Origin of the sequence: Caballeronia humi, from assembly GCF_001544475.1 — a bacterium.
Classification (GTDB): Bacteria; Pseudomonadota; Gammaproteobacteria; order Burkholderiales; family Burkholderiaceae; genus Caballeronia; species Caballeronia humi.
In genome coordinates this window covers 1-21,116 of the sequence record NZ_FCNW02000012.1, presented here as the reverse complement: position 1 = coordinate 21,116, position 21,116 = coordinate 1, and the positions used below count along the sequence as shown (strand labels likewise).

The following is a 21,116-nucleotide window of genomic DNA, read 5'->3' as shown; positions in this document are numbered from 1 at the left end:
CGGACGCGCCGCCTTGCACTCCGCACACTGTTTGCCCTCATTTGCCCGCCAGGCAACGCATGGACGACGATCTCAATTCAAAACTGTTACCGCTGCGCGAACGCATCGATGCCATCGATGCGCAACTCATCGCGCTTCTGAACCAGCGCGCCGCGGTGGCGCTGGAAGTCGGCGAGGTGAAAAAGCACTTCAACGCGCCGGTGTTTCGCCCCGAGCGCGAGATGCAGGTGATCCAGCGCCTGCAGGACATGAGCGACGGCCCGCTCGCCGACGATCACATCAGCTCGATCTGGCGCGAAATCATGGCCGCGAGCCGCGCGCTCGAACAAACGATCCGCGCCGCGTATCTCGGCCCGGTCGGCACGTACAGCGAGCAGGCGATGTTCGAATACTTCGGCCATTCGATCGAAGGGCTGCCGTGCCCGTCGATCGACGAAGTGTTCCGCTCGGTCGAGGCGGACGCGGCCGAATTCGGCGTCGTGCCGGTCGAGAATTCGGCGGAAGGCGCGGTGTCGCGCACGCTGGATTTGCTGCTGCAGTCGTCGCTGACGATCGGCGGCGAACTTGCGCTGCCGATTCATCACAATTTGTTGACGGCGTCCGGCAATCTCGACGGCGTGACGCGCGTCTGCGCGCATCCGCAGGCGCTCGCTCAGTGCCAGCGCTGGCTCACGCAGAACGCGCCACATCTGGAGCGCCAGGCTGTATCGAGCAATGCCGAAGCGGCGCGCATGGCGGTGAAGGACCCGACGATCGCGGCGATCGCCGGTGATCGCGCTGCCACGCACTACGGCCTCGGCAACGTCTTTTCACATATCCAGGACGATCCGCACAACCGCACGCGCTTCGTAATGATCGGCAAGCAGCCCACCGGCCCGAGCGGCTATGACCAGACATCGCTGATCGTGTCGGTTGCGAACGAGCCGGGCGCGATGTTCAAGCTGCTCGAACCGCTCGCGAAGCACGGCGTCTCGATGACGCGTTTCGAGTCGCGTCCGGCGCGCGTCGGGACGTGGGAGTACTACTTCTACATCGACCTGGAAGGCCATCGCGACGACGTGTGGGTCGCGGCCGCGCTCACCGAACTCGGTCAGAAGGCGGCGTTCCTGAAAATCCTCGGTTCCTACCCGCGCGCGCGTTGAACCTGCATCCTGCATTCCGCTTGATCGACTGGAGAAAGACATGACATCGCAATTCGGCCCAACGTATGTGCGCGGGATCGCGCCGTACATCGCCGGCAAGCCGATTTCGGAAGTGGCGCGCGAGTTCGGCCTCGATGAAACGACCATCGTGAAACTGGCGTCGAACGAGAATCCGCTCGGCATGCCCGAGTCGGCGAAGCAGGCGATTGCGCTTGCCGTCGCGGAACTGGGGCGCTATCCGGATTCGAACGGCTTCGAGCTGAAGGCCGCCCTGAGCGAGCGCTATGGCGTGCCGCCGGAGTGGATCACGCTCGGCAACGGCAGTAACGACATCCTCGAAATGGCGGCGCACGCGTTCGTGGAGAAGGGTCAGTCGATCGTCTATTCGCAATATTCGTTCGCCGTGTACGCGCTCGCGACGCAAGGTCTCGGCGCGCGGGCGATCGTCGTGCCGGCGGTGGCCTACGGTCACGACCTCGACGCGATGCTCACCGCCATCGAAGACGACACGCGCCTCGTCTTCGTCGCGAATCCGAACAACCCGACCGGTACGTTCATCGACGGCCCGGCGCTCGAGGCGTTCATCGCGAAAGTGCCGCGCCACGTCGCGATCGTGCTCGACGAGGCGTACACGGAGTATTTGTCGCCGGAGTATCGCTACGATTCGATCGACTGGGTCCGGCGCTATCCGAATCTGCTCGTGTCGCGCACGTTTTCGAAGGCGTTCGGGCTGGCGGGCCTGCGCGTAGGCTTTGCGATCGCGCAGCCGGAACTGACCGATTTGCTGAACCGTCTGCGCCAGCCGTTCAATGTGAATTCGCTCGCGCAGGCGGCGGCCGTCGCTGCGCTGAAGGACGCCGCATTTCTGACGGAAAGCGCGTCGGTGAATGCGCAGGGTTATCGGCGCCTGACCGAGGCGTTCGACAAGCTCGGTCTCGAATACGTGCCGTCGTACGGCAATTTCGTGATGGTGCGCGTCGGCGACGACGATAGCGCCGGCGCGCGGGTCAATCTCGAATTACTGAAACAGGGCGTGATCGTGCGGCCGGTCGGCAACTACGGTTTGCCGCAATGGCTGCGCGTGACGATCGGTCTCCCGGCCGAGAACGAAGCCTTCATCGCAGCGCTCGAAAAGACGCTCGCGACTGTCTGAACCCCCGCGCCGAAAGGCGCGCTTCTGGCGAGGCTCCGTGGCTGCGTTCAATTTCAACAAACTGGTAATTTTTGGCGTCGGCCTGATCGGCGGGTCGCTTGCGCGCGCATTGCGCGAAAGGGCGGGGCTCGCGGGCGAGGTCGTGGGGGTCGGGCGGTCAGTGAAAACGATCGAGCGCGCGCTTGAACTCGGCGTGATCGACTCGGCCGCATCGCTCGACGACGACATTGCGCTCGGAAAAGCTCTTGCGGGCGCCGATTTCGTGCTGCTCGCCGCGCCGGTCGCTCAGACCGAGCCGCTGCTCACGCGCATCGCGCCGTTCCTCGATGCATCGACCGTCGTGACGGATGCCGGCAGCACGAAAAGTGACGTCGTTGCGGCGGCGCGCGCGGCGCTCGGCGCCAAGGTCGCGCAGTTCGTGCCCGGGCATCCGATTGCGGGGCGCGAGTCGAGCGGCGTCGATGCCGCGCTGCCCGATCTCTACGTCGGGCGCAACGTCGTGCTCTGTCCGTTGGCCGAGAACCCGGCGCAGGCCGTCGAGCGCGTGGAAGCGATGTGGCTGGCGACGGGCGCGAGCGTCCATCGCATGAGCGAAGCGCAGCACGACCGCGTGTTCGCGGCGGTGAGCCACTTGCCGCACGTGGCGTCGTTCGCGCTCGTCGAGCAGATTCTCGAAGCGCCCGACGCCACGCTCAAGTTCTCATTCGCCGCCGGCGGTTTCCGCGATTTCACGCGGATCGCGGCGTCGAGCCCCGAAATGTGGCGTGACGTCTGCATAGCGAACCGCGCGGCGCTGCTCGCCGAACTCGATGCGTACACGACGGTGCTCGCGCGTTTTCGCGCCGCCATCGACGCTTCGGATGGCGCCGCGCTGGAACAAGCGTTCGCGCGCTCGCGCGTGGCGCGCACCGAATGGCAGGAACGCGGCGGCGCGAAGCCCGGCGAAACCCCTGCGAAATAAGGACTCAATCATGGAATATCTCGATCTCGGACCCTTTTCGCGCGCGTCCGGCACGGTCCGGCTGCCCGGCTCGAAGAGCATTTCGAACCGCGTGCTGCTGCTCGCCGCGCTCGCCGACGGCGAAACCACGATCACCAACCTGCTCGATTCCGACGACACGCGCGTGATGCTTTCCGCCCTGGAAACGCTCGGTGTAGGCGTTCGCAACGACGGCGACCGGTGCGTCGTGACCGGCACGGGCGGCGCGTTCGAATCGAAATCGGCCGAGCTTTTCCTCGGCAACGCGGGCACGGCGGTGCGCCCGCTCACGGCGGCGCTCGCGGTGAACGGCGGCGAGTATCGCGTGCACGGCGTGCCGCGCATGCACGAGCGGCCGATCGGCGATCTGGTCGACGGCTTGCGGCAGATCGGCGCCAGCATCGATTACGAACTGAACGACGGCTTTCCGCCGCTCAAGATTCACCCCGCGCAGATCGCCGTCGATAAACCGATCCGCGTGCGCGGCGACGTGTCGAGCCAGTTCCTCACCGCGCTCCTGATGACGCTGCCGATCGTGAAATCGGCGAGCGGCGCGATTTCGATCGAAGTCGAAGGCGAGCTGATTTCGAAGCCCTACATCGACATCACGATCCGCCTGATGGAGCGCTTCGGCGTGACAGTCGCGCGCGATGGCTGGGCGCGCTTCACCGTGCCGGCGGGCGCGCAGTACCGGTCGCCGGGCACGATCATGGTCGAAGGCGACGCGTCGTCGGCGTCGTATTTCCTCGCGGCGGGCGCGATCGGCGGCGGACCGGTGCGCGTCGAGGGCGTCGGGCGCGCGAGCATCCAGGGCGACGTCGGATTCGCCGACGCGCTGATCCGCATGGGCGCGAACGTCATGATGGGCGATGACTGGATCGAAGTGCGCGGCGTCGAATCCGACGACGGGCGTCTCGCCGCCATCGATATGGACTTCAACCTGATCCCCGACGCCGCAATGACGATCGCCGTCGCCGCGCTTTTCGCTGACGGCAAAACCACGCTGCGCAACATAGCGAGCTGGCGCGTGAAGGAAACCGACCGCATCGCCGCGATGGCGACCGAGCTGCGCAAGGTCGGCGCGACGATCGAGGAGGGCGCGGATTACCTGGTCGTGACGCCGCCCGCCGCGCTCACGCCGAACGCCGCCATCGACACCTACGACGACCACCGCATGGCGATGTGCTTCTCGCTCGTCGCGCTAAGCGGTGTGCCGGTGCGCATCAACGACCCGAAATGCGTCGGCAAGACCTTCCCCGATTACTTCGACCGCTTCGCGACTCTGGCCAAGGCATGACTGAAATGACTGTAACAATGCGCCAGAACGGCCCCGCTCAATGAAACCGACTCGTCCCTTTCATCAAACTCCAGTGATCACCATCGACGGACCGACGGCGTCGGGCAAGGGCACAGTCGCGGCGCTGGTCGCGGCGACGCTCGGTTTCCACCTTCTCGACAGCGGCGCGCTCTACCGCCTGACCGCGCTCGCGAGCATGAGCTACGACATCGACCCGGCGGACGCCGAGGCGCTTGCAAAACTCGTCGGCGCGCTCCACATCACGTTTCGCGAAGGCTGCGCGCAGCTCGACGGCGTCGACGTATCGGCGGAAATCCGCGCGGAAGAGGTCGGCAACCGGGCTTCGGCGATCGCGGTTCATCCCGAAGTCAGGAAGGCGCTGATTGCCCGCCAGCGGGCGTTCCGCAAGCTTCCGGGGCTCGTCGCGGACGGCCGCGACATGGGCACGGTGATCTTTCCCGACGCCCCGCTCAAGGTGTTTCTCACCGCCAGCGTCGAGGCTCGCGCGGCCAGACGGTATAAGCAATTGATACAAAAAGGATTTTCTGCTAATATGGAAGACTTGCTGAGAGATTTGCGTGAACGCGACACGCGCGATACGAATCGCAGCACCGCGCCACTCAAGCCCGCAGCAGACGCGAGAACGCTTGACACATCTGGCTTGTCGGTCGATCAAACGGTCGAACAGATTATCGGCTGGTTCAACGAGATTCGCGTCTAGTTTCAGGTAGTAAAACGCAGTAGCAGTAAAGGCGGGTTGTTTAACCCGCTTGCATGGTGCTCCGTGAGAAACACGGAGCGTGTTCAAACCCTTTAACCCCGCGTGGCTCCCGCTTTTTTTGCCAACTAGCCGTCACTCAACGGCAGGCATCGCGATCAAGCCGTGCAAACCTCGATTTTTATGTCCGACCTGCAAACCTCCACCCCGAATACCGAATCTTTTGCGGCTCTGTTCGAAGAGTCGCTGACCAAGCAGGACATGCGCGCCGGTGAAGTGATCTCCGCCGAAGTCGTGCGTGTCGACCACAACTTCGTGGTCGTCAACGCTGGTCTCAAGTCCGAAGCCTACATTCCGCTCGAAGAATTCCTGAACGACGCGGGCGAGGTCGAAGTGCAGGCGGGCGACTTCGTTTCCGTCGCGATCGACGCGCTGGAAAACGGCTATGGCGACACCATCCTGTCGCGTGACAAGGCGAAGCGCCTCGCTTCGTGGCTGTCGCTGGAAAAGGCCCTCGACAACAACGAACTCGTGACCGGCACGATCACGGGCAAGGTCAAGGGCGGCATGACCGTCATGGTCAACGGCATCCGCGCGTTCCTGCCGGGTTCGCTCGTCGACACGCGTCCCGTCAAGGACACGACGCCGTACGAAGGCAAGACCCTCGAATTCCGCGTGATCAAGCTCGACCGCAAGCGTAACAACGTCGTGTTGTCGCGCCGTGCCGTGATCGAAGCCACTCAAGGCGAAGAGCGCGCAAAGCTGCTCGAGACGCTGAAGGAAGGCGCGATCGTGGAAGGCGTGGTCAAGAACATCACCGACTACGGCGCGTTCGTGGACCTCGGCGGCATCGACGGCCTGCTGCACATCACCGACATCGCATGGCGTCGCGTGCGTCACCCGAGCGAAGTTCTGTCGGTTGGCCAGGAAGTCACCGCGAAGATCCTCAAGTTCGACCAAGAGAAGAACCGCGTCTCGCTCGGCATCAAGCAGCTCGGCGACGATCCGTGGGAAGGCATCTCCCGCCGTTACCCGTCGGGCACGCGCCTGTTCGGCAAGGTCACCAACATCACCGACTACGGCGCATTCGTCGAAGTGGAATCGGGCATCGAAGGCCTGGTTCACGTGTCGGAAATGGACTGGACGAACAAGAACGTTGCACCGTCGAAGGTTGTACAACTCGGTGACGAAGTCGAAGTCATGGTTCTCGAAATCGACGAAGACCGCCGCCGTATCAGCCTCGGCATGAAGCAGTGCAAGCCGAACCCGTGGGACGACTTCAGCCGCAACTTCAAGAAGGGCGACAAGATCAGCGGCGGCATCAAGTCGATCACCGACTTCGGCGTGTTCATCGGTCTGCCTGGCGGCATCGACGGTCTGGTTCACCTCTCGGACCTGTCGTGGAGCGAAACTGGCGAAGAAGCCGTGCGCAAGTACAAGAAGGGCGACGAAGTCGAAGCCGTGGTTCTGGGCATCGACGTCGAGAAGGAACGCATTTCGCTCGGCATCAAGCAACTCGAAGGCGATCCGTTCAGCAACTTTGTCGCGATCAACGACAAGGGCGCAATTGTCGACGGTACGGTGAAGTCGGTGGACGCGAAGGGTGCGGTCATCACGCTGACGGCTGACGTGGAAGGTTACCTCCGCGCGTCGGAAATCGCTCAGGACCGTGTCGAAGACGCTCGTAACGTGCTGAAGGAAGGCGACAAGGTCAATGCGATGATCATCAACATCGACCGCAAGTCGCGTGGCATCAACCTGTCGGTCAAGGCCAAGGATTCGGCTGAACAACAGGAAGCGATTCGCGGTCTGGCAGCATCGGACTCGAACGCCGCTGCTACCGGCACGACCAACCTCGGCGCGCTGCTCAAGGCCAAGCTCGACGGCCAGAACAGCTAAGCCTTAACGGTACCGCTGCAGTATGACCAAATCGGAATTGGTCGCCCAACTGGCGTCGCGTTTTCCGCAACTTGTCCTCAAGGATGCGGATTTCGCGGTGAAGACGATGCTCGATGCGATGTCGGAGGCTTTGGCCAACGGCCATCGCATCGAAATTCGCGGCTTCGGCAGCTTCGGGCTCAATCGTCGTCCGTCGCGCGTCGGGCGCAATCCGAAGTCGGGTGAAAAGGTGCTGGTGCCGGAGAAATTCGTGCCGCACTTCAAGCCGGGCAAGGAATTGCGTGAACGCGTCGACGGCCGCGCAGGCGAGCCGTTGAAAGCATCGGACGATGACGACGACGATCTTTGATCAACGTTCGAATTGACCGGAGCGAAAGACGCAACGTCGTACCAGACGGCAATGACCGGAAAAAGCACCCTCACGGGTGCTTTTTTTTCGCCTGCACTTTTCTCATATGCTTCGCACGAGCACTATCCAATCGATAGGTGCGCGTCTTGCTCACCAGCGCATGTGCGCCGCAGCAACCTCTTACCGCCCGCAACCGCCGCCCTGACGACGATACGCATCATTTACAATACCGGTCACTTTCGGCCCGGCGGCCGTGCCGCGCGGGCTTCACGCGCAGCGCGACATCCGATGCCGTCTGCAACCGCCGTCGAGAGAGTCTCCATGAAATTTTTTGTCTGGCTGATCCGCGTCCTCGTCTTTGTCCTGCTGCTGGTGCTGGCTCTCGCCAACACGCAACCCGCGACGCTCAATTTCCTCGCCGGCTATTTCTGGCAAGCTCCGTTGATCCTGATCGGCCTGGCGTTTTTCGTCGTCGGGTTGCTGGCGGGGCTCGTGTCCGCGCTGCCCGCGATGTTCCGTCTGCGCATGGAGAACGGGCGTTTGAGGCGTGAACTGCGCGTCGCGCGCGAGGCGCCCGTTCCCGTGCAGGAACCGCCGATGCCGCCGCTCATCTGATCCAGCCAGCGCCGGCGCACGTGCAAGCGCGCCCGCATTCACCCCGACTCACCGACTACTCGCATGGATCTAGACTTCTGGTGGCTGCTTGTCGTCCCTGTCGCGTTCGCGCTTGGCTGGATGGCATCCCGCTATGACCTGAAAACGCTGCTCTCCGAAAACGCGAATCTGCCGCGCTCGTACTTTCGCGGCCTCAATTTCCTGCTCAACGAGCAACACGACAAGGCGATCGACGCCTTCATCGAAGTCGCGAAGCTCGACCCTGAAACCATCGAACTGCACTTTGCGCTCGGCAATTTGTTTCGCCGGCGCGGTGAGACGGACCGCGCGATCCGCGTCCACCAGAACCTCCTGAGCCGCGCCGACTTGCCCGTCGCCGAGCGCGATCACGCCCTCTTCGAACTCGGCCAGGATTTCCTCAAGGCCGGCCTGCTGGATCGAGCGGAAGAAACCTTCCGCTCGCTGGAAGCAGGCGAATATGAGCTCGGCGCGCAGCGCGCTTTGCTGACGATCTACGAAATCGAGAAAGACTGGCCGAAGTCGATCGTGACGGCGGAGCGCATCGAGAAGATGGGCGCGCCGTCGCTGGCGAAGGAAGTCGCGCATTTTCACTGCGAACTCGCGCAGGAAGCGCTGCAGCGAAAACAGCCCGACGAAGCCCGCGCCGAGCTGAAACTGGCGCTCGCGGCCAACCCCGACAGCGTGCGCGCGACCATCCTCGCGGGCGACGTCGATGCTGCCGGCGGCGATCTCGTCTCGGCGATCGCTTGCTGGAAACGCGTCGAGGAGCAGAATGCGGCGTATCTGCCGCTCGTCGCCGAGAAGCTGATGGACGCGTACACGAAGCTCGATCGCGCGGAAGACGGCGTCGATCTGCTGACCGGCTACGTGCACCGCTATCCGTCGACCGATCTGCTCGACGTCGCGTTCAAGCACGTCGAGACGCTGCGCGGCCTCGACGCCGCGCACGCGCTCGCGCGCACGCAGATGCAGACGTCGCCGAATCTCGCGGGCATGCTGCGTTTGCTGGAAGCGCAGGAAGCAAGCGCCGAGGAACCGCGCCGCGGTGAACTGCAACTGATGCGCGCGCTCGTCAAGCAGCGCACCAAGAACCTGCCACGCTATACGTGTCAAACTTGTGGCTTCCGCGCCCGTCTTTTCTACTGGCAGTGTCCCGGCTGCAGCGGCTGGGAAACGTATGCGCCGCGCCGCGTCGAGCCCATCACTTCGGCCTGACGGCGCGCGCGGCTAATCGGCAAGCCGGCTGCGCGGGAGGCGAACGGGTCGACGCTGACCCGGCTTCCGGCCATCGCCGGCATCTTCAGAACAACCGGAACGCGTATGAAAATTACCATCGTCGGCACGGGTTACGTCGGTCTGGTGACCGGCGCGTGCCTTGCTGAAATCGGTCACGACGTGTTTTGCGTCGACGTCGATCCCCGCAAGATCGACATCCTCAACAACGGCGGCGTGCCGATCCACGAGCCAGGGCTGCTGGAAATGCTCAGGCGCACGCGCACGGCCGGCCGCATCCAGTTTTCGACCGACGTGAAGGCGAGCGTCGAGCACGGCGAAATCCAGTTCATCGCGGTCGGCACGCCGCCCGACGAAGACGGCTCCGCCGACCTGCAATACGTGCTCGCGGCGGCGCGCAACATCGGCCGGTATTCGAACGGCTTCAAAGTGATCGTCGATAAATCGACGGTGCCGGTCGGCACCGCGCTCCAGGTGCGGCGCGTGGTCGAGGAAGAGTTGACGGCGCGCGGGCTGGAAGCATCGGGCAACCACGGCTTTTCGGTCGTGTCGAATCCGGAGTTCCTGAAGGAAGGCGCGGCGGTCGACGATTTCATGCGCCCCGACCGCATCGTGATCGGCCTGGACGATGACGAAGCCGGCCGCCTCGCGCGCGAGAAAATGAAGCGCCTGTACGCGCCGTTCAACCGCAATCATGAGCGCACGCTGTACATGGACGTGCGCTCGGCGGAATTCACGAAGTACGCGGCGAATGCAATGCTCGCGACGCGCATCTCGTTCATGAACGACCTGTCGAATCTGGCCGATACGGTCGGCGCCGATATCGAGTCGGTGCGCCGGGGAATCGGCTCCGATCCGCGCATCGGCTACGACTTTTTGTATGCGGGCTGCGGCTACGGTGGCTCGTGCTTCCCGAAGGATGTGCAGGCGCTCGTGCAGACGGCGCGTGAAAACGGCCATCGGCTGCGGATTCTGGAAGCGGTCGAGGACGTCAACGACGCGCAAAAGGAAGTGCTCGTCAGCAAGATCGTCAGGCGCATGGGCGAAGACCTGCGCGGGCGCACGTTCGCGGTCTGGGGCCTCGCGTTCAAGCCCAATACCGACGACATGCGCGAAGCGTCGAGCCGGCGCCTGATCGACGCGCTGCTCGCGCGCGGCGCGACGGTGCGTGCGTACGATCCGGTGGCGCTCGAGGAAGCGCAGCGCGTCATCGCGCTCGATCTGGCCAATCGTCCCGACGACATGAAGCGCCTCTCGTTCGTCCACACGCAAAAAGACGCGCTGCCCGGCGCGGATGCGCTCGTGATCGTGACCGAGTGGAAGGAATTCAAGAGCCCCGACTTCGCCCATCTCAAAAGCGAACTGAAAATGCCGGTCGTCTTCGATGGCCGCAACCTGTACGAACCCGAAGCGATGGCGGAACTCGGCATCGACTATTACGCGATAGGACGTCCCCATGTCGAACTCGACGGCGCCGGCTCCAGCCACTAAGCCCGCCCCCATCCCGGTCGTGCCGCGCGCGCGGATTTCGGCGGCGCGCGTATTGGTCGTCGGCGACGTGATGCTCGACCGCTACTGGTTCGGCGACGTCAACCGCATCTCGCCGGAAGCGCCGGTGCCGGTCGTGCATGTGCAGCGCAAGGAAGACCGCCTCGGCGGCGCGGCGAACGTCGCGCGCAACGCGGCGGCGCTCGGCGCGCAGGCGGGGCTGCTCTGCGTGGTGGGCCACGACGAACCGGGCGAGCGCATCGTCGAATTGCTCGGCGAGAGCAAGGTCGCGGGGCACCTCGAACGCGATCCCGAACTGCTCACGACGATCAAGCTGCGCGTGCTGTCGCGCCAGCAGCAGTTGCTGCGCGTCGATTTCGAAAACTCGCCGACGCACGAAGTGCTCGCCGCGTGTCTCGCGCGTTTCGCCGATCTGCTGCCGCAGCACGACGTGATCCTGATGTCGGATTACGCGAAGGGCGGCCTGACGCATGTGACGCAGATGATCGCGGATGCGCGCCGGGCGAACAAGCCGGTGCTGGTCGACCCGAAGGGCGACGACTGGGACCGCTATCGCGGCGCCACGCTGATCACGCCGAACCGCGCGGAGTTGCGCGAGGTCGTCGGGCGCTGGCATTCGGAGGAGGATTTGCACGAACGCGTCGCGAAGCTGCGCGCCGAGTTGCAAATCGACGCGCTGCTGCTCACGCGTTCCGAGGAAGGCATGACGCTCTTTACCGACAACCGCGTGCTGCACACGCAAGCCGACGCGCGCGAGGTCTACGACGTGTCCGGCGCGGGCGACACCGTCATCGCGACGGTCGCGACGATGCTCGGCGCGGGCGTGCCGCTCATCGACTCGATCGCGTATGCCAACCGGGCGGCGGGCATCGTCGTTGGGAAGCTGGGCACGGCGACCGTCGACTACAACGAACTTTTCGCTTGAGAACATCATGACCATCATCGTCACCGGCGCGGCCGGGTTCATCGGCAGCAATATCGTGAAGGCGCTCAACGATCGCGGCGAACATCGCGTGATAGCCGTCGACAACCTGACGCGCGCCGACAAGTTCAAGAATCTCGTCGATTGCGAGATCGACGACTATCTCGATAAAACAGAGTTCGTCGAGCGCTTCAGGCGCGGCGACTTCGGCAAAGTGCGCGCGGTGTTCCACGAAGGTGCCTGTTCGGACACGATGGAAACCGACGGCCGCTACATGATGGACAACAATTTCCGCTACAGCCGCGACGTGATGAACGCGTGTCTGGAACAGGGCGCGCAATTCCTGTACGCCTCGTCGGCAGCGACTTATGGCGGGTCGAGCCAGTTCGTCGAGGACCGCGAGTTCGAAAAACCGCTGAACGTGTACGGCTACTCGAAGTTTCTCTTCGACCAGATCGTGCGACAGACGCTTCCGCAGGCGAAGAGCCAGATCGTCGGGTTCCGCTATTTCAACGTCTACGGGCCGCGAGAGACGCACAAGGCGCGCATGGCGTCGGTGGCGTTCCACAACTTCAACCAGTTCCGCGCCGAGGGCAAGGTCAAGCTCTTCGGCGAGTACAACGGCTACGCGGCGGGCGAGCAGACGCGCGATTTCGTGTCCGTCGAGGACGTGACGAAGGTCAACCTCTTCTTCTTCGATCACCCGGAGAAGTCGGGCATCTTCAATCTCGGCACCGGCCGCGCGCAGCCGTTCAACGACATCGCATCGACCGTCGTGAACACGCTGCGCGCGATCGACGGCGAGGCGACGACGCTGTCGCTCGCCGAACTCGTGCAGCGCGGGCTGATCGAGTACATCCCGTTCCCCGACGCGCTGCGCGGCAAGTACCAGTGCTTCACGCAGGCGGATCAGTCGAAGCTGCGCGCGGCCGGATACGACGCGCCGTTCTTGAGCGTGCAGGAAGGCGTCGACCGCTACGCGCGTTGGCTATTCGGCCAGCTATAAAAGGCTGGCGCGTTTTTTTAAACTGGGTCTCACGGTCAGCGACGGACGCTGGCCGGTTCCTCAAGGTTCTTCAAGGGAGACTCAGATGATCAAAAAAGTAATCGCGGCGTTCGCGCTCGCCCTGTCGGTCGGTTCCGCTTTCGCGGCCGTCGACGTCAACACCGCCAATACCGATGCGCTGCGCGGCATCAAGGGCATCGGTCCGGCAAAAGCCAAAGCCATACTCGACGAGCGCGACGCGCACGGCCCGTTCAAGGACGCCGCCGAAATGAGCAAGCGCGTCAAGGGCATGGGCGGCAAGACGATGGAACGCCTGCAGGCCGAAGGGCTCACCATCGGGCCGGCGAGCAAGACCGCCGCCGCGGCGCACGCGGGCTCCGGCGCGCTCGCGGCCAATGCGGCTACGGCGGCGGCGTCCGCACATCAGCCAGTCGTCGTGAAGAAGTAGACGGGACGCGGCGCATGCGGCCGACGCGCCGGTCAGCGCGTGCGCCGCCCTCCCGATTGGTTACAGGTTCGCGCAAGTGGTATGTGCATGGCTCCTTCGGCCCTCAGTGTGATTTGGCTCCCGTGGTCCTCGCCGCGGGCTTTTTGCTGTAGAGGCGACGACGCAACCCCTGTAGCCGACAGGGGCGGGCGGCAGCGAAAGGACCGCTGGGCTACAATCGGTGGATTCCCCGCATCCCAATATTCACGCATCGGCTGCACTCGCGGCCGCACACAGCACCGCTTATGGCTTACATGACAATCGAAGACACGATCGGCAATACGCCGCTCGTGCAGCTCGTCCGTCTGACGGACGACGACATCCGCGGCCGCAACAACGTCGTTCTCGGCAAGCTGGAAGGCAACAATCCGGCGGGCTCGGTGAAGGACCGTCCGGCGCTCTCGATGATCAAGAAGGCCGAGGAGCGCGGCCGCATCAAGCCCGGCGACACGCTGATCGAAGCGACGAGCGGCAATACCGGCATCGCGCTCGCGATGGCCGCTGCCGTGCGCGGCTACAAGATGGTGTTGCTGATGCCCGAGGACCTCTCCATCGAGCGGCGCCAGAGCATGGCCGCCTACGGCGCGCAGATCGTGCTGACGCCGGTGACAGGCGGCATGGAATACGCACGCGATCTCGCCGACCAGATGCAACGCGAAGGCAAGGGCGTCATCCTCGACCAGTTCGCGAATCCCGACAATCCGCTCGCGCACTATGAGACGACCGGGCCGGAACTGTGGCGGCAGACGGAAGGGCGCATCACGCATTTCGTTTCGGCGATGGGCACGACCGGCACGATCATGGGCGTGTCGCAGTATTTGAAGGAACAGAACGAGAAGATCGAGATCGTCGGGGCGCAGCCGGAAGAGGGTTCGCGTATTCCGGGCATCCGCAAGTGGCCCGAGGCTTATCTTCCGAAGATTTTCGACCGCAGCCGGGTGGATCGCGTGGAGAACGTGAGTCAGGCGGCATCGGAAACGATGGCGCGCCGGATGGCGTCGGTCGAAGGGATTTTCAGCGGGATTTCGTCGGGCGGCGCGTGCGAAGTCGCGTTGCGCATCGCGCGGCAGGTCGAGAACGCGACGATCGTGTTCATCGTCTGCGATCGCGGCGACCGGTATCTCTCGACGGGTGTTTTCCCTGCGTAACGTGTTTCAAAAACAAGGAAGGCCGTTCAAACGAACGGCCTTCTTTTTGATGCGGAATCAGAAAGTCACTGCACCGTCGACGTTCCCGTATCGCCCGCCGCGATGCGCGCCTTGATCGCCTCGCCCAACTGATAGACCGACAGCGCATAAAAGAAGCTTCGGTTATAGCGCGTCAACACGTAGAAGTTCTTCGTGCCGAGCGTGTATTCGGTCGGGCGGCCCGGCGTCGGCAAATCGACGACCGTTACAGGCGTTCCCGCCTCCGACGCCGTATTCAAAGCCGGCTCGTTCAGCAGCATGCCCGCCTTCAGCAACTGCGCGAGCGACCAGTGCGGCTCCGGCGCGCCGTCGGCCGCCGCCTGCGCGATGCCCTGGCTGCCGACATCGCCCGCGATGCGCCACACCACCGGACGCCCGCCCTCCCAGCCGTGCTTGCTCAGGAAATTCGCGACGCTGCCGATCGCGTCGGCCTGGCTCGTGCGCAGGTCGATGCGGCTGTTGCCGTCGTAATCGATCGCGTATTGCACGATGCTGCTCGGCATGAACTGCGGAATGCCGATCGCGCCTGTGTACGAGCCGAGCACCGTTGACGGATCGATCTGCGCGTCGCGCGTCCAGACGAGCAGGTCTTCGAGGTTCTTGCGGAACGTCGCCTGCCGCTCGGCACGATTCGGCGTGTTCGGGTAGTCGAAGGTGAGCGTGGTGAGCGCGTCGAGCGCGCGGAAGTTGCCCATGTAGCGCCCGTAGATCGTCTCTACGCCAATGATGCCGACGATCACCTCCGGCGGCACGCCGTATTGCTCAGACGCACGCTGCAACGTGGCCTGATTCGCGCGCCAGAACTTCACACCGGCGTTGATGCGCACCGGCTCGATGAAACGCGCCTGATACGCGCGCCAGTTCTTCGCGGCGGGCGTCGGCGAGGGCGTCACGAGCTTGACCGCGGTCGTCGAATAGCTGACGCGATTGAAGAGGTCATGCAGCGCGCTTGAATCGAAGTCGTAGCGCGCGACCATGTCGTTGATAAACGCATCGACATTCGGATTTTTCGCGTAGCGCTGCGGCACGATTTCTTCTTCGAAGTCCTGCCCTTGCGGCGTCGCGGTTTGAGGCTGCGACTGTGACTGCGACTGCGCAAAGGCACTGCCGGCGGCGAGGGCGCCGAGAGCACAAACGAGGAAGGCTTTGGAGACGACGGTGGCGAGTGAGTGCGGCTTGAACGCGTGGGGCAAATCAAGCGGAGCAAACTTGAATGTCATAGTGTGCGTGGTTGTGACGATGTGTGGCAGTGCGTCGGGTGTCGGGGCAGTATAACCGACGCCCTTAAGCCCGCATCCTGCCTCGAAACCCTGAATTAACGGCGGCGACGGGAATAAACGGTGTGGTAACTTAACGTCAATCGCGCGGCGTGTGGTCGTGCGTATGACGAAAAGACACGAGACACGCGGTCCGGCGCACACCGGCCGCCGAAAGCCTATGGCGACCGCCTTCTATTCCCACCCCGACTGTCTTCTCCACGACATGGGTCCGTGGCATCCCGAATGCCCGGACCGCCTGAAGGCGATCGAAGACCAGTTGATCGGAAGCCGCATCGACGCGCTGATCGAGCGCGAAGAAGCGCCTCTTGCAAGCGAGATCGACCTTGCGCGCGTGCACACGCAGGCGCACATCGACTTCGTGCGGCAGTGCCAGCCGGCCGAAGGCCGTGCCGAAGTCGATCCCGACACGCTGATGTGCCCGCATTCGTATCAGGCGGCGTTACGCGCGGCGGGCGCCGCCATCGCCGCGACCGATGCCGTGATCGAAGGCCGCTACGACAACGCGTTCTGCAGCGTGCGCCCGCCCGGCCATCACGCCGAACCCGCGCGCGCGATGGGCTTCTGCTTCTTCAACAACATCGCCGTTGCGGCGCGCCACGCGCTGGAAGTACACGGCCTGCAGCGCGTCGCGGTGATCGATTTCGACGTGCATCACGGCAACGGCACGGAAGCCGCGTTCGCGGGCGACCCGCGCGTCCTGATGTGCAGCTTCTTCCAGCATCCGTTCTATCCGTATTCCGGCGCTGACAGCCAGGCGCCGAACATGGTCAACGTGCCGATGCCCGCGCGAACCAAGGGCATGGCCGTGCGCGAGGCGGTGGATTTGCTGTGGCTGCCCCGGCTCGACGCGTTCAAGCCGGAGATGATCTTCGTGTCGGCGGGCTTCGACGCGCATCGCGAGGACGATCTCGGCAACATGGGCCTCGTCGAGGACGATTACACGTGGCTCACGCAGCAGATCCGCGCGGTGGCCGATCGTCACGCGAAGGGGCGCATCGTGAGTTCGCTCGAGGGCGGGTACAACCTGTCGGCGCTCGGGCGCAGCGTCGTCGCGCATGTACGGGCGCTGGCCGATATCTGAGCGGCGCGCCGGCTACGTCCGCGAGCGCTGCAAATCCGCGCGCACGAGCGTCCAGTCGATCAGCGCGCGGATCACGCGATCGCGGTCGAGATCGTTCAGCGTCTCGTGATAGCTGCCCTCCAGCATCAGAAGCGTGCTGTCGGTCGAGCTCGTGGCCGCTTCGAACTCGCGGCTGCCGTCGGGTTCGGTGAGCTTGTCGGCGGTGCCGTGGAAGACGAAGAGCGGCAGTGCGATCGACGCGCGTTTCGTTTCGATGCGCGTCATCGCGGCGAGCAACTGGGCGCCGGTGCGGGCGGGAATCGCGTCGTGATGGACGAGCTGGTCGCGCCGGTTCGCCTCGACGACTCCCGACGCCCGCGACAACAGCGCCGGATCGATCGTCAGCGCCGGGAGGCGCGGGCTGATTGCGCCGATGATTTTCCCCAGCGCGAGTTGCCAGCGCGGCACGTCGCGGCCGGGTTTTAGTGCGGCGCTCGACAGGATCAGCCCCGCGAGTTTGCGCTCCGCCGCCCGCTCGGCGACGTACAGCGCCGCGATCGTTCCGCCCATGCTGTGGCCCATCAGGAAGAGCGGCACGCCTGCCGGCGCGGTCGTCTCGGCGACTTCGACGAGCACGTCGGCGTCGAGCAGGTAGTCGTCAAAACGGTCGATCCACACCCGTGCCCCCGACGAGCGCCCGTGCCCGCGCAAATCCACCGCGATCAATTCGACGCCCGCCGCGTTCAGCGGTTGCGCGAAGGCGTCATAGCGCTGCGCGTGTTCGGCCAGCCCGTGCACCAGCGCGATGCGCGCGAGCGGCTTCCCCACCGCCTGCCAGCGATGCAAAAACAGTTCGACACCCTGACGGGTCTTGACGGTGCTCGTGGAATACATGTCGTTAAATGCCCCGAAGTAATTAGCGGCATGGAAATCATTATTAAAGCGAATGATAAGCGTGCGGTAAAATTTCGGATTAACACTAAGAACATCGACGGCGGCCGGCTGCCCGGGTGCGAACCCCCACGGAGCCGCCGCCGTTTGTATTGACATGATCGAAATACGCAACCTGTCACAGCGCTTCGCCGGACCCCGGGGCTGGGTCGAAGCATTGCATAACGTCAATCTGACGATTCCCGCCGGCGAAGTGTTCGGCATCATCGGGCGAAGCGGCGCTGGCAAAAGCACGCTGGTCCGCACGATCAACCTGCTGACGCGCCCGAGCGAAGGCAGCGTGATCGTCGAGGGGCGCGATCTCACCACGCTTTCTGCTGCCGATTTGCGTGCCGCGCGCCGCGACATCGGCATGATCTTCCAGCACTTCAACCTGCTCTCGTCGCGCACGGTGTTCGACAACGTCGCGCTGCCGCTCGAACTCGCCGGCATGAAGCGCGCCGAGATCGAGGCGACCGTGTTGCCGCTGCTCGACCTCGTCGGCCTGACCACTCAGAAGGACCGCTACCCCGCGCAGATCAGCGGTGGGCAGAAGCAGCGCGTGGGCATCGCGCGGGCGCTGGCGAGCAAGCCGAAAGTGCTGCTGTCCGACGAAGCGACGTCCGCCCTCGATCCCGAAACCACGCGCTCGATCCTCGACCTCCTGCGCAAGATCAACCGCGAACTGGGCCTGACGGTCGTGCTGATCACGCACCAGATGGACGTGATCAAGCAGGTCTGCGACCGCGTCGCCGTGCTCGACGCGGGGCGCGTGGTCGAAGAGGGCAACGTGGTCGATGTGTTCATGCAGCCGCATCACGAAGTCACGCGCGCGCTGATCGGCGATGTAATCGCGCACGAACTCCCGCCCGCGATGAAAAAACGCGTCGCCGAGCGGCTGAAGACGGGCAGCGGCCACTTGCTGCGGCTCGCATTCACGGGCTCGGGCGTCGATCAGCCGATTCTCTCGGAGACGATCCGCCGCTACGAGCTCGATTTCAACATCCTGCACGGACAAATCGACGAGATTCAGGGCCAGGCATTCGGCTCGCTCGCGGTGCTGGCGGGCGGTCAGCCAGTCAAGGTCGCCGAGGCGATCACTTTTTTGCGCGCTCAAGGCGTGGTGGTGGAGGAGCTTTCGTATGTTGAGTGAAATGTTCGACATGTTCGTGCAGTCGTTCTGGGAGACGCTCGTGATGGTCGGCATCTCGGGGCTCGTGGGCGCCGCGATCGGCCTGCCGCTCGGCGTGCTGCTCTATCTCACCGACCGCGACGGCGTCCTGCAGAACCTCGGCGTGAACCGCGTGCTCGGCGGCATCGTCAATGCAGTGCGCTCGACGCCGTTCATCATCCTGCTCGTCGCCGTGATTCCGTTCACGCGGCTCGTGGTCGGTTCGTCGATCGGCACGGCGGCTGCCGTCGTCCCCCTGACGATCGCGGCCGCGCCGTTCATCGCGCGGCTCGTCGAGACGGCGCTGCGCGAAGTCGACCGCGGCCTGATCGAAGCCGCCCAGGCGATGGGCGCGACCACTCGCCAGATCGTGTTCAAGGTGCTGCTGCCGGAATCGTTGCCGGGCGTCGTCGCCGGGCTGACGATCACGTTCGTGTCGCTCGTCGGCTATTCGGCGATGGCGGGCGCGATCGGCGGCGGCGGTCTCGGCGATCTCGGCATCCGCTACGGCTATCAGCGCTTTTTGCCTGAAGTCATGCTTACGGTAGTCGTGATCCTGATCGTGTTCGTGCAGCTCGTGCAGTCGTTCGGTGACTGGCTCGTGCGGCGTCTGAGCCACAAGTAACGTCAATTTTTCTATTAAAAACAAAGGCCAATCCATGCAACGCCGATTCATTCTCAAGTTCGCCGCCGCGCTCTCCGTGGCTACGCTGTTCGCGAGCACCGCCGCTCACGCTGATGAAGCCATCAAGCTCGGCGTCACGGGCGGCCCGCACGCGCAGATCATGGACGTCGTCAAGCAGGTCGCCGCGAAGAACGGGCTGAAGATCACGGTCGTCGAGTTCTCGGATTACGTGCAGCCGAACGCCGCACTCGCTGCCGGCGACCTCGACGCGAACAGCTACCAGCACGCGCCGTATCTTGACGCGCAGGTGAAGGACCGCGGCTACAAGCTGATCAAGGTCGCCGATACGGTCACGTTCCCGATGGGCATCTATTCGAAGAAGGTCAAGTCGCTCGCCGAACTGCAGCCGGGCGCGCGCATCGCGGTGCCGAACGATCCGACCAACGGCGGCCGCGCGCTGCTCCTGCTCCAGAAGCAGGGCCTGCTCAAGCTGCGCGCCGACGCCGGATTGAAGGCGACGCCGCTCGATATCGTCGAGAACCCGAAGAAGCTGAAGATCGTCGAACTCGATGCCGCGCAGATCCCGCGCTCGCTCGGCGACGTCGATGCCGCCGCGATCAACACCAATTTCGCGATGGAAGCGGGCCTGAAACCGAAGTCGGACGCGATCGCGATCGAAGACCCGAAGGGACCGTATTCGAACATCATCGCGATCCGCGCCGCCGACAAGGACAAGCCGTGGGTTGCGAAGCTGGTTGCGGCGTACCACTCGCCGGAAGTGAAGCAGTACATCGAAGGGAAATACGCGGGCGCGGTGATCGCAGCCTGGTAAGTAGCGGGTCGCGATGAACCCGGGTTTCCTTGGATATGATATAGAACGATCGTTCTATATTATCTCAGCCATTGCTGATTGTCTGTCTGCCTGACGGCCGCTCTCGGCCATTCCGCGGTCCGGGGGCGCGTGTCGCTCGTATAATGAGACGTTGGGTTGACGTAATCGTAACTTTGGAGCGTGTGCATGAAAATCCTGGTGCCAGTGAAAAGAGTGGTCGACTACAACGTGAAAGTGCGCGTGAAATCGGACGGCAGCGGCGTCGATATCGCGAACGTGAAGATGTCGATGAACCCGTTCGATGAGATTGCTGTCGAGGAAGCGGTGCGTTTGCGTGAGGCGGGGGTGGCGACTGAGGTTGTTGCGGTCTCGTGCGGCGTGACGCAATGTCAGGAAACGCTGCGTACCGCGATGGCGATTGGCGCGGATCGCGCGATTCTCGTCGAATCGACTGAGGAATTGCAGCCGCTGGCGGTCGCGAAGATTCTGAAGGCGCTGGTGGATAAAGAGCAGCCGCAACTCGTCATCCTCGGCAAGCAAGCGATTGACGACGATTCGAACCAAACCGGTCAGATGCTCGCCGCTTTGGCTGGCCTGCCGCAAGCGACGTTTGCCTCGAAAGTCGTGGTCGCCGATGGCAAAGCCACGGTGTCGCGTGAAGTCGATGGCGGTTCGGAAACGTTGTCGCTGAAACTGCCCGC

At 63.9% G+C, this 21,116-nt stretch carries 21 protein-coding genes; 19 read left to right on the top strand and 2 right to left on the bottom strand.

What is annotated here, in order from left to right; genetic code table 11:
* Positions 1-59 precede the first annotated feature (59 nt).
* From pheA to cysM, 14 genes are all read left to right on the top strand, one after another.
* The gene (gene pheA, locus AWB65_RS13945; RefSeq protein ID WP_087667719.1) at positions 60-1,142 is read left to right on the top strand and encodes a prephenate dehydratase; all 1,083 of its coding nucleotides are present in this window, start codon (positions 60-62) and stop codon (positions 1,140-1,142) included.
* 40 nt (positions 1,143-1,182) lie between these two features.
* Positions 1,183-2,295 (top strand): histidinol-phosphate transaminase, encoded by a 1,113-nt coding sequence (gene hisC / locus AWB65_RS13940; protein WP_087667718.1) that lies wholly within the window; start codon positions 1,183-1,185, stop codon positions 2,293-2,295.
* Positions 2,296-2,332: 37 nt separating this feature from the next.
* The gene (locus tag AWB65_RS13935) at positions 2,333-3,256 is read left to right on the top strand and encodes a prephenate dehydrogenase (protein ID WP_087667717.1); all 924 of its coding nucleotides are present in this window, start codon (positions 2,333-2,335) and stop codon (positions 3,254-3,256) included.
* Positions 3,257-3,266: 10 nt separating this feature from the next.
* Entirely contained in the window at positions 3,267-4,571 is a 1,305-nt protein-coding gene (aroA, locus tag AWB65_RS13930) for a 3-phosphoshikimate 1-carboxyvinyltransferase (RefSeq protein WP_087667716.1), read from the top strand.
* A gap of 40 nt (positions 4,572-4,611) precedes the next feature.
* A complete protein-coding gene (gene cmk / locus AWB65_RS13925; RefSeq protein ID WP_087667715.1) occupies positions 4,612-5,292 on the top strand; it encodes a (d)CMP kinase in 681 nt (226 codons plus the stop codon).
* Between the two features lie 162 nt (positions 5,293-5,454).
* The gene (gene rpsA / locus AWB65_RS13920; protein WP_200821720.1) at positions 5,455-7,188 is read left to right on the top strand and encodes a 30S ribosomal protein S1; all 1,734 of its coding nucleotides are present in this window, start codon (positions 5,455-5,457) and stop codon (positions 7,186-7,188) included.
* 22 nt (positions 7,189-7,210) lie between these two features.
* Entirely contained in the window at positions 7,211-7,537 is a 327-nt protein-coding gene (locus AWB65_RS13915; RefSeq protein WP_087667713.1) for an integration host factor subunit beta, read from the top strand.
* A gap of 321 nt (positions 7,538-7,858) precedes the next feature.
* Positions 7,859-8,152 carry a LapA family protein gene (locus AWB65_RS13910; RefSeq protein WP_087667712.1) on the top strand — a complete coding sequence of 98 codons (294 nt, stop codon included), beginning with the start codon at positions 7,859-7,861 and terminating at the stop codon, positions 8,150-8,152.
* A gap of 63 nt (positions 8,153-8,215) precedes the next feature.
* Complete coding sequence (gene lapB / locus AWB65_RS13905) at positions 8,216-9,388, top strand: lipopolysaccharide assembly protein LapB (RefSeq protein WP_087667711.1); 1,173 nt, start codon at positions 8,216-8,218, stop codon at positions 9,386-9,388.
* A gap of 105 nt (positions 9,389-9,493) precedes the next feature.
* Positions 9,494-10,897, top strand: a complete 1,404-nt coding sequence (locus AWB65_RS13900) for a UDP-glucose dehydrogenase family protein (protein WP_087667710.1) — start codon at positions 9,494-9,496, stop codon at positions 10,895-10,897.
* Complete coding sequence (rfaE1, locus tag AWB65_RS13895) at positions 10,863-11,840, top strand: D-glycero-beta-D-manno-heptose-7-phosphate kinase (RefSeq protein ID WP_087667709.1); 978 nt, start codon at positions 10,863-10,865, stop codon at positions 11,838-11,840. Before AWB65_RS13900 ends, rfaE1 begins: the two co-directional genes overlap by 35 nt.
* Positions 11,841-11,847: 7 nt before the next feature.
* Positions 11,848-12,843 (top strand): ADP-glyceromanno-heptose 6-epimerase, encoded by a 996-nt coding sequence (gene rfaD / locus AWB65_RS13890; RefSeq protein WP_087667708.1) that lies wholly within the window; start codon positions 11,848-11,850, stop codon positions 12,841-12,843.
* Positions 12,844-12,928: 85 nt separating this feature from the next.
* Positions 12,929-13,291 (top strand): ComEA family DNA-binding protein, encoded by a 363-nt coding sequence (locus AWB65_RS13885; protein ID WP_087667707.1) that lies wholly within the window; start codon positions 12,929-12,931, stop codon positions 13,289-13,291.
* A gap of 284 nt (positions 13,292-13,575) precedes the next feature.
* A complete protein-coding gene (cysM, locus tag AWB65_RS13880) occupies positions 13,576-14,478 on the top strand; it encodes a cysteine synthase CysM (RefSeq protein WP_087667706.1) in 903 nt (300 codons plus the stop codon).
* Between the two features lie 65 nt (positions 14,479-14,543).
* Here cysM and mltB read toward each other — a convergent pair whose 3' ends face one another.
* A complete protein-coding gene (gene mltB / locus AWB65_RS13875) occupies positions 14,544-15,737 on the bottom strand; it encodes a lytic murein transglycosylase B (RefSeq protein WP_087667705.1) in 1,194 nt (397 codons plus the stop codon).
* 217 nt (positions 15,738-15,954) lie between these two features.
* Here mltB and AWB65_RS13870 point away from each other — a divergent pair, with 217 nt between their 5' ends.
* Complete coding sequence (locus tag AWB65_RS13870; protein ID WP_087667704.1) at positions 15,955-16,878, top strand: histone deacetylase family protein; 924 nt, start codon at positions 15,955-15,957, stop codon at positions 16,876-16,878.
* A 12-nt stretch (positions 16,879-16,890) separates the two neighbouring features.
* Here the strand turns inward: AWB65_RS13870 and AWB65_RS13865 are convergent, their stop codons facing one another.
* Positions 16,891-17,751, bottom strand: coding sequence for an alpha/beta hydrolase (locus AWB65_RS13865; RefSeq protein ID WP_087667703.1), 861 nt, complete (start codon positions 17,749-17,751; stop codon positions 16,891-16,893).
* Positions 17,752-17,905: 154 nt separating this feature from the next.
* Here AWB65_RS13865 and AWB65_RS13860 point away from each other — a divergent pair, with 154 nt between their 5' ends.
* The 4 genes from AWB65_RS13860 to AWB65_RS13845 all read left to right on the top strand — a co-directional run.
* The gene (locus AWB65_RS13860) at positions 17,906-18,940 is read left to right on the top strand and encodes a methionine ABC transporter ATP-binding protein (protein ID WP_087667702.1); all 1,035 of its coding nucleotides are present in this window, start codon (positions 17,906-17,908) and stop codon (positions 18,938-18,940) included.
* Positions 18,930-19,583 (top strand): methionine ABC transporter permease, encoded by a 654-nt coding sequence (locus AWB65_RS13855; protein WP_087656162.1) that lies wholly within the window; start codon positions 18,930-18,932, stop codon positions 19,581-19,583. The genes AWB65_RS13860 and AWB65_RS13855 overlap by 11 nt, the downstream gene beginning before the upstream one ends.
* A 34-nt stretch (positions 19,584-19,617) precedes the next feature.
* The gene (locus AWB65_RS13850) at positions 19,618-20,415 is read left to right on the top strand and encodes a MetQ/NlpA family ABC transporter substrate-binding protein (protein ID WP_087667701.1); all 798 of its coding nucleotides are present in this window, start codon (positions 19,618-19,620) and stop codon (positions 20,413-20,415) included.
* Positions 20,416-20,601: 186 nt separating this feature from the next.
* On the top strand, positions 20,602-21,116 hold a 515-nt coding region (locus AWB65_RS13845), incomplete at its 3' end, for an electron transfer flavoprotein subunit beta/FixA family protein (RefSeq protein WP_087667700.1).

Coding starts and splice junctions, on each gene's coding strand:
- pheA (WP_087667719.1), top strand. CDS start 60: ATGGACGACGATCTCAATTCAAAACTGTTACCGCTGCGCGAACGCATC.
- hisC (WP_087667718.1), top strand. CDS start 1,183: ATGACATCGCAATTCGGCCCAACGTATGTGCGCGGGATCGCGCCGTAC.
- aroA (WP_087667716.1), top strand. CDS start 3,267: ATGGAATATCTCGATCTCGGACCCTTTTCGCGCGCGTCCGGCACGGTC.
- cmk (WP_087667715.1), top strand. CDS start 4,612: ATGAAACCGACTCGTCCCTTTCATCAAACTCCAGTGATCACCATCGAC.
- AWB65_RS13915 (WP_087667713.1), top strand. CDS start 7,211: ATGACCAAATCGGAATTGGTCGCCCAACTGGCGTCGCGTTTTCCGCAA.
- AWB65_RS13910 (WP_087667712.1), top strand. CDS start 7,859: ATGAAATTTTTTGTCTGGCTGATCCGCGTCCTCGTCTTTGTCCTGCTG.
- lapB (WP_087667711.1), top strand. CDS start 8,216: ATGGATCTAGACTTCTGGTGGCTGCTTGTCGTCCCTGTCGCGTTCGCG.
- AWB65_RS13900 (WP_087667710.1), top strand. CDS start 9,494: ATGAAAATTACCATCGTCGGCACGGGTTACGTCGGTCTGGTGACCGGC.
- rfaE1 (WP_087667709.1), top strand. CDS start 10,863: ATGTCGAACTCGACGGCGCCGGCTCCAGCCACTAAGCCCGCCCCCATC.
- rfaD (WP_087667708.1), top strand. CDS start 11,848: ATGACCATCATCGTCACCGGCGCGGCCGGGTTCATCGGCAGCAATATC.
- AWB65_RS13885 (WP_087667707.1), top strand. CDS start 12,929: ATGATCAAAAAAGTAATCGCGGCGTTCGCGCTCGCCCTGTCGGTCGGT.
- cysM (WP_087667706.1), top strand. CDS start 13,576: ATGGCTTACATGACAATCGAAGACACGATCGGCAATACGCCGCTCGTG.
- mltB (WP_087667705.1), bottom strand. CDS start 15,737: ATGACATTCAAGTTTGCTCCGCTTGATTTGCCCCACGCGTTCAAGCCG.
- AWB65_RS13870 (WP_087667704.1), top strand. CDS start 15,955: ATGGCGACCGCCTTCTATTCCCACCCCGACTGTCTTCTCCACGACATG.
- AWB65_RS13865 (WP_087667703.1), bottom strand. CDS start 17,751: ATGTATTCCACGAGCACCGTCAAGACCCGTCAGGGTGTCGAACTGTTT.
- AWB65_RS13860 (WP_087667702.1), top strand. CDS start 17,906: ATGATCGAAATACGCAACCTGTCACAGCGCTTCGCCGGACCCCGGGGC.
- AWB65_RS13855 (WP_087656162.1), top strand. CDS start 18,930: ATGTTGAGTGAAATGTTCGACATGTTCGTGCAGTCGTTCTGGGAGACG.
- AWB65_RS13850 (WP_087667701.1), top strand. CDS start 19,618: ATGCAACGCCGATTCATTCTCAAGTTCGCCGCCGCGCTCTCCGTGGCT.